At 68.4% G+C, this 7135-nt stretch carries 6 protein-coding genes and 2 pseudogenes; 2 read left to right on the forward strand and 6 right to left on the reverse strand.

Annotated elements, in window-relative coordinates:
* Nucleotides 1-214: 214 nt before the first annotated feature.
* Complete coding sequence (locus ABT186_RS47140; RefSeq protein WP_351930591.1) at nt 215-814, reverse strand: TetR/AcrR family transcriptional regulator; 600 nt, start codon at nt 812-814, stop codon at nt 215-217.
* 61 nt (nt 815-875) lie between these two features.
* Between ABT186_RS47140 and ABT186_RS47145 the strand changes: the two genes are divergently transcribed.
* Nucleotides 876-1706, forward strand: a complete 831-nt coding sequence (locus tag ABT186_RS47145; RefSeq protein ID WP_351233562.1) for a class I SAM-dependent methyltransferase — start codon at nt 876-878, stop codon at nt 1704-1706.
* 243 nt (nt 1707-1949) lie between these two features.
* Nucleotides 1950-3034 (forward strand): IS630 family transposase gene (locus ABT186_RS48240; RefSeq protein ID WP_502973551.1). Its coding sequence is split into 2 segments (ribosomal slippage): nt 1950-2393 and nt 2396-3034, totalling 1083 coding nucleotides; the frame shifts between segments, so codons are not numbered across the junction.
* 551 nt (nt 3035-3585) lie between these two features.
* On the opposite strand, the gene ABT186_RS47160 is transcribed toward ABT186_RS48240, so the two are convergent.
* The 5 genes and pseudogenes from ABT186_RS47160 to ABT186_RS47180 all read right to left on the reverse strand — a co-directional run.
* Complete coding sequence (locus tag ABT186_RS47160; protein WP_502973552.1) at nt 3586-3999, reverse strand: ATP-binding protein; 414 nt, start codon at nt 3997-3999, stop codon at nt 3586-3588.
* 22 nt (nt 4000-4021) lie between these two features.
* Nucleotides 4022-5260, reverse strand: a pseudogene (locus tag ABT186_RS47165) (PP2C family protein-serine/threonine phosphatase).
* Nucleotides 5261-5485: 225 nt separating this feature from the next.
* Entirely contained in the window at nt 5486-5806 is a 321-nt protein-coding gene (locus ABT186_RS47170) for a MerR family transcriptional regulator (protein ID WP_351930594.1), read from the reverse strand.
* A 791-nt stretch (nt 5807-6597) separates the two neighbouring features.
* A pseudogene (locus ABT186_RS47175) lies at nt 6598-6768 on the reverse strand (sigma-70 family RNA polymerase sigma factor); the annotation flags it as partial.
* A 171-nt stretch (nt 6769-6939) separates the two neighbouring features.
* On the reverse strand, nt 6940-7135 hold a 196-nt coding region (locus ABT186_RS47180), incomplete at its 5' end, for a GNAT family N-acetyltransferase (protein ID WP_502973553.1).

Consider the following 7135-nt stretch of genomic DNA (forward strand, 5'->3'; position numbering starts at 1 on the left):
CAACATCGCCCGAACACGGTTCACTTCATGTGCGTCCACACAGTCCTCATGCCCCTGAACACTGCAGGCAGACAGACCTAACGGAGTCCTACTAGCAATCTTCCGGGGCGTGTTAGCAGCACCTGCGGTCGGTGGTGATCAGTCCCGGGAACTTCTCGATCATCCGGCCTCTTGGACGTAGTGCAATCCTCCGTCACCTGACCGGCGGCCCGACCTACGACTGGGGTGGTTGCAAGGCGCTGGCGATGACGGTGGTCACCATCTTGCGGACGGCGGTGGTCTGCGGCGGGGCGCTTGTCCGGTCGGCGAACAGCAGGTGCCCGGCCCCGACGAGGGTGGGGGCGAGTGTGTCGATGTCGGCGTCACCGGCCAGGCGCCCCGACTCCCGCTCGGCGGTGAGGTATGCGGCGATCATGGCGGTGCCTTGCATGGCCAGTGGGATGCCGGTCAGACCGGCCTCGCGCAGCCGGGCGCGGAGGCCGTCGCGGAAGGTGATGAGCGCGACGATTGCCACCGTGACGGGCCCGAACAGGTCCTGCAGGGCGTCGGCAAGGTTGTCCACCACGCTCCCGGTGCCGGCGGCGGCACGCAGAGTCGTGGTTCGTTCCTCGATGCCGCGGACGCGGTCGAGGACCAGTTCCGCCAGGAAAGCGTCGAAGTCGGTGAAGTGCCGGTGCAGCACGCCCTTGGCGCAGTTCGCCTCCTCCGTGACCGCCCGGCTGGTCAACGCGTCGGGCCCGTCCCGGAGCAGGACGCGCTCGGCGGCTTCGAACAACTGACCGCGCACGTTGTGGATGTGCACTCCTGACGGCATTGTCTCCCTTTCCGCGCCGCCCCGCCTTAACAAGTGGGCAACCGCCCATTAGTGTGGGCGCATGCCCACTTTATCGCAGGGACAGCCGGACAAGTCCGGCCCCGAGCCCCACCGCCACCGGCAGACGGCCGAGTCATTCGGCGTGGACGCCGAACGCTACGACCGCGCCCGACCGCCGTATCCCCAGGCTCTGGTGGACAGGATCGTCGCGGCAAGTCCCGGTCGGCACGTCCTCGACGTCGGAGCCGGGACCGGTATCGAGGCCCGGCAATTCCAGGCGGCCGGCTGCACGGTGCTCGGTGTCGAGCCCGACGAGCGGATGGCCGCCTTTGCGCGACGCAGCCATGTCGAGGTCGAGGTCGCCAGGTTCGAGGACTGGCAGCCGGCCGGGCGGCAGTTCGACGCGGTCATCGCCGGCACCGCCTGGCATTGGGTGGACCCCGTCGCCGGCGCGGCCAAGGCGGCCCAGGTGCTCCGGCCCGGCGGCCGGCTCGCCCCCTTCCATCACGTCCCCCAGCTACCGGCCGAGGTGATCGACGCCCTCGCCGAAGCCCTCCAACGGGTCGCCCCCGATTCCCCGTTCAACCCCGGCCTGCTGAGAGGATCGGCCGTGGACGCATACCAGCCACTGTTCGCGAAAATCGCCGACGGGATCCGCCAGACCGGAAGCTTCAGCGAGCCGGAACAGTGGCGCTTCGCCTGGGAGCGCACCTACTCCCGAGAGGAGTGGCTCGACCAACTCCCCACCTTCGGTGGCCTCACCCATCTCCCCGCAGACAAAATGGCGGAGGTCCTGGACAGCGCCGGGACCGCGATCGACAAGCTCGGCGGCCACGCCACCATGCCCTACACATCCGTCGTGATCACCTCGACCCGCTCCAACACGGCCTGACCGCCGCAAACATCGGGCGTCGCCGGGCGCGAGCAGACTGGTGAGCTCGGCGACGTCCCCGGGGGAAGAGGACTTGCAAGCGGGGCAGGTTCTCCCGCTCCTTGCACCGGACCTCAGACCAACGGTCCGTCCCGGCGGACCGCACGATTGCTAAAGATCAGCCGATCGGCCCGCTGCTACTGACCTTGCTGGCGTGATGTCGTGGGGGTCGACAAGCTGTGGTTGCCGCAGTAGGCCGGTCACATGAGGTATCCGCAAGGGGGCGGGCTGACCGCGGAGCGACGGGCGTTTCGCGAGCAGATCCGGATGCAGGCGGCCGAGTTATTCGCCCTGAGCCACGACAATGCCGCCGTCGCCAGGCAGTTACGTGTGAGCGTGCGGTCGGTACAGCGGTGGCACCAGGCATGGGAGCACGGCGGAACGCCGGCTCTGGAGTCGAAGGGGCAGGCGTCCAGGCCCAAGCTGAGTGAGGCACTGTTCGAGGTGCTCGAGCAGGAACTGGCCAGGGGGCCGGTAGCCCACGGCTGGCCGGACCAGACCTGGACGCTGGCGCGGATCAAGACGCTGATCGGACGCCGGTTCCACAAGAGCATGACGCTGTCGGCCATCGCGCAGATGCTGCACCGGCACGGCTTCAGCCACCAGGTTCCCGCCCGCCGCGCGATCGAGCGCAACGAGGACGCGGTGACCGGCTGGGTGAAGGAGACCTGGCCCCGGGCGGAAACGCCGTGGCGGCGCTCGGGGCCTGGCTCTGTTTCGAGGACGAAGCCGGCTTCTCGATGACGCCGCCCACCGCACGCACCTGGGCCAGGCGCGGCCACACACCCGTCATCCGAGTGCGGGGACGCTCCCAGCGCCGCTTCTCCATCGCCGCTCTGGCCTGCTACAAGCAGGGCGAACGCTCACGTCTGGAATACCGGCCCAAACGGCACGTCGATCACAAGCGGGGCGGCAGACGCAGCTTCGCCTGGACCGACCACCGCGACCTGCTCATCGCCGCCCACCAGCAACTCGGCGCACCGATCGTGCTCGTGTGGGACAACCTGAACGTGCACAGAGACAGCCGACTGCGGGAGTTCATCAGTACCCACGACTGGATCACCTGCTACTTCCTGCCGTCCTATGCACCCGACCTCAACCCCGTCGAGGGCATCTGGTCGCTGCTGCGACGCAGCAGCCAGGCCAACACCGCATTCACCGACCCTGACCACCTCATGAGCGCGCTTCGGCACGGTCTCCGCCAGATCCAGTACCGCAGCAACCTCATCGACGGATGTCTCGCCGAAACTGGCCTCACCTTGACGACATCACGGCAACAACGTCAGTAACGCAACATGGAATCCGGAGTTTCAGCAGGACTCACTGCTAACGGAGCGGCTCAACCTACATGCGCTCGAAGCGGGCCCGATTGCTCATGATCGACCGACGTGGCCACTGCTCACCCGGTGTGGATCCGGATTCTGAGTTCGGGTGCCGTTGGAGGACGGGCACACCTGGAGAGGTCTCCACGAGCTGGTCGGCGGTGCTGGTCCAGGCCGGACAGGTGTAACGTCCATGCGCCCTTCCGTGAAAAGCCCCCGTTGTCAAAGGCGAGCAGGCTCACCGTGCCGGTCGAGGCGGCCGGTGGATGGAGCACCGGCAGGTCATCAATGGGATCTTCGTCCGCATGCGGACCGGCATCCCTTGGGGACCCTCCGACTGTACGCCGCGTGCTTCCGCCGTGCCGCCGCTCGCAAGGACCTGCTGGCGCACGTATTGCAGTAGATTCACGCTCGCACAGCAGTACGCCCTGCACCAGGCTGCCGCAGGGAGCGAGCGGTGGCAGCCAGGACGGTCGTGATGGTGAACGCCGGCGAGGCTGCGGTAGCCGACCGCATTCCTAGGGTTTGTCGCGGGTGCCGGCCAGGCCGGGGACGTCAGCGAGGGCAACGCGGGCGGTGATGCGTTTGCCGACCGGCTCGTGCCGGGCTTCCACGCCCTGCGCGACGGCCATCACGATCTCCAGGCCGTGCTGTCCGACGCGGCCGGCGTCCGAGGCCCGCGCCACCGGCAGCACCGGGTCGGAGTCCCACACGACGACCTCCACCACTTCGCCCGTGATCCGCAGTTCCATCAGTACGGGTCCGGGCGCGTACTTGCGGGCGTTGGTGACCAGTTCGCTGACCACCAGCTGGGTGAGGTCCACGGCGCGCTGCGAGACCGGTATGCCTTGCCCGCTCCGGGCGTGGACGAGAAAACCTGCGGCCAGGTGGCGAGCCTGGGCGATGCAGACGCCGTCCCCCTCCAGCGCCATGGCGGTCTGCAGAACACGGGCGTCAGGCGCGGTGTCGTCCTCCCCTGCTGGGCCTGATCCCCTCACAGCGGCCATTCTTTGGCGGGCAAGGAGTGAACCTCGGCTGCGGGGGTACGTGCCGGGCGTTGGCGCGCCCCGGCCGTCGGCGCCCTACCCGTCTTCGCGCTGCGGACCATGCCAGTCCAAGCTGAGGACGGTGGCGTCCGCAGGTGTCCCGCATGAGGGATGCCAGGTCGACTGCTCCTGCACCCCGTTCCTGCATGCCGTCAGTGAGCAGGACCAGACGGTCGCCGGGGAGAAGCTGGAGTTGCTGGACACGGTAGGAGGCGGGGGCTGCCACGTCGAAGGGGAAGTTGGCCGCGAGCTGGACCTCTTCGACCTCGGTGGCGCCTTTGCGCAGGTGCAGCGGCCGGGGATGCCCGGCGTTGACCAGTTCGCGGGTACCCGTCGCGAGGCTGATGCACAGCAATTGACCGGTGGCCAGGCCGCGGCTGTGAGTCAGCAGGGCCTCATGGGCGCGTTAAGCCTGCTGGAGCGCGTCACAACCGCTGCGGCGGGCGCCGCGCAGAGCGCCGACCAGGAGCGTGGCGAGCAGCGCGGAGTGGGTGTCGTGGCCCATGGCGTCGGTGATGGACAGGTGCAGTGTGTCGCGATCGAGCGTGTAGTCGTATGTGTCCCCGCCGATGTCGTCGGCCGGGACCAGGCTGGCGGCGAGGGTGAACTGGGGGCCTCGCAACAGGAGGCCGAGGGAAGCAGCTGGTGCTGGATCTCGGCGGCGAGGCTGGTCCGGGTGGTGCGCCGGCCCACGTGGTACAGGTCGGTGAAGCGGCGGTCGGTGACGATGATGTAGGCCAGTGCGTGCGCCGCGTCCTCGATCTGGGCGAGCACGGTGTCGTCGGCGTTCTGCAGCGTCGCTTCCAGCAGACCGATGCAGTCGCCGCGGTTGGTCACCGGCGAGATCACCCGCCGCCCGCCCAGGCCGTCCGGTTCCACGTGCTGGCGCTGGCTGCGCAGGACGGCGTCGTAGACGCTGCCCTCCAGGTCGATCCGCTCGGCAGCGTCCCCGTCATCATCGGCCTGTGTGATCAGGCGCAGCAGCCGATGGCCCACCAGGTCGACGAACAGGGACGAACAGGGAGGACACACGCTCCGCCCCGAAGCGCTTGCGCAAGTCGTTCGCAACTACCTCGACGGACTCCCCCGGCGGTGCCGCCTCCGCGGCGGCCAGAAGCTGCCCCAGTTCCAGGTCCCCGCCACCCATGGCAACCTCCTGTCCGTTGCCACTCCTTCTTCCCCGGGTTCGCCCGTCTTCACCCAGTACATCCATCGCCCGCTCGCGGTTTTCTCTTCCGTGGGATCTGGTTGACGCGTTGAGCCCGCCTGGGCTGTGGACCGGCGGTGGGGTTTCTCGGCCGCCTCGCCGCCAGCGGGACATCGGTTGCCTCGGGTTCAGGTGTTCTGATCAGGCTGATCTCGTCGGCTGAGGCTAGCTGCCTTCGGCGCGCAGTTGTTCGTTGATGCGCTGGGCCTCTGCGAGCTGGTCTTCGAGGATGACGATGCGGCAGGCGGCCTCTATGGCGGTGCCCTGGTCGACGAGTTCGCGGGCGCGGGCGGCGATGCGCAGCTGGTAACGGGAGTAGCGGCGATGTCCGCCCTCGGAGCGCAGCGGGGTGATCAGGCGGTGTTCGCCGAGGGCTCGGAGGAAGGCGGGTGTGGTGCCGAGCATCTCGGCGGCCCGGCCCATGGTGTAGGCGGGGTAGTCGTCATCGTCGAGAGGGGCGACGGGACGGGAACCGGCAGGCGGCATAGACCTCTTCTTTCGGGGACGCGTCGGGGGGCCCGGGTGCCAGTACCGGCACCCGGGCCCCGAGCTTTCAACACCATCTACCGGCGCACTGCGCCGGCCTTCTTGTTCCGCAGGGGCCGCCTGGGAGGGCGGGGCTGCGGGGATCGCGAATGCGTGACCGGGGACCACCTTCCAATCCGGGGTCTTGCGGTACCCGGGCGGACTGCTTCCTCGCCCGGGCGATCCTGATGGCGTTCTGCTCCTTACCTCTCGATTGCGCGGATACCGCGGGTACTGCTCACAGCCCCGCTGGGGCCGTGTCTTTCTGGTCTACCTGCACAGCAGTTCATGCCTGCTGCGCCCACTTCGACTTCTGGGTACGTAGTAACGCTAACCATGCGACGTCGGAATGTCTACTGCTACCATGACAGTTTTTCTCTACGGAGTACACGTGACCTTCTACCGCAGGCACTCCAGGGACCATGCCACTCGAATGGCGGTCCCCTTCTTACGGCACAGCAGTCCTCGGTGAGACCGGCCCAGTGCACGCCCACGCAGACATCAAGGAGACAGGTGCCTTGTGCGGCTCGGCGGGCAGTGATGAGGGCGTTGAGATGCCGTTGGAGTCCATGGCTGCAGTCTCCGAGTGGATCATGGGCTGACCCAGCCTGGTCGGCGCCTCGACGACGTCACCGCCTGTCGCCCGGCCGTTCCGGACGCCTCGCCGCCCTGACCTCGGGGCCGTGGCGCCTGATGCGGCTGATGCCCGCCACTGCTGTGGCGGGCATCAGCGGAGCGCGGACAGCCGGCTGTCACCCGGTAGTGAGCAGGCCCTCGCGCAGGCGGGCGAGACAGCGGGACAGGAGTCGGGAGACGTGCATCTGGGAGACGCCGAGGCATTCGCCGATCTAGGCCTGGGTGAGTTCCTCCACGAACCGCATGTGGATGATCTGCCGGTCCCGCTCATCCAGGTCTGCACGCAGCGTGGGCCCGATCGGCGTACCGGTCGGACCGGCACAGGAGTTCCGAGCATCGCGGATGCGTGATGCAGCGAGCCGAGTGCGCCCAGAGGCGGGGCCTTGGGGAGGGTGCGGCAGGTGAAGCGAGGGGTCGGCGGGAGGGATCGCCGGTGCCGTGCGAACCGGCACGGCGCGTCATTCCGAAGGGATGCGGAACTCGAATTCGGGACGGTCCCACGGCACGGCGGGCGGGTTCGCGAGCGCGGTCCCGGTCCGCACTGCACCGGCGCGGTGGTAGAAGTCCTCGGCGGGACGATGCGACACGACCTTGACACGGTCGAGCCCGGCGGCACGGGCCTCGGACTGCATGTGCGCGACGAGCAGTCGTCCA

The sequence above is a fragment of the Streptomyces sp. NPDC001634 genome (genome assembly GCF_040298185.1).
Lineage (GTDB): Bacteria > Actinomycetota > Actinomycetes > Streptomycetales > Streptomycetaceae > Streptomyces.

Coding starts and splice junctions, on each gene's coding strand:
- ABT186_RS47170 (WP_351930594.1), bottom strand. CDS start 5,806: ATGCCGCCTGCCGGTTCCCGTCCCGTCGCCCCTCTCGACGATGACGAC.
- ABT186_RS47145 (WP_351233562.1), top strand. CDS start 876: ATGCCCACTTTATCGCAGGGACAGCCGGACAAGTCCGGCCCCGAGCCC.
- ABT186_RS47160 (WP_502973552.1), bottom strand. CDS start 3,999: ATGGCGCTGGAGGGGGACGGCGTCTGCATCGCCCAGGCTCGCCACCTG.
- ABT186_RS47140 (WP_351930591.1), bottom strand. CDS start 814: ATGCCGTCAGGAGTGCACATCCACAACGTGCGCGGTCAGTTGTTCGAA.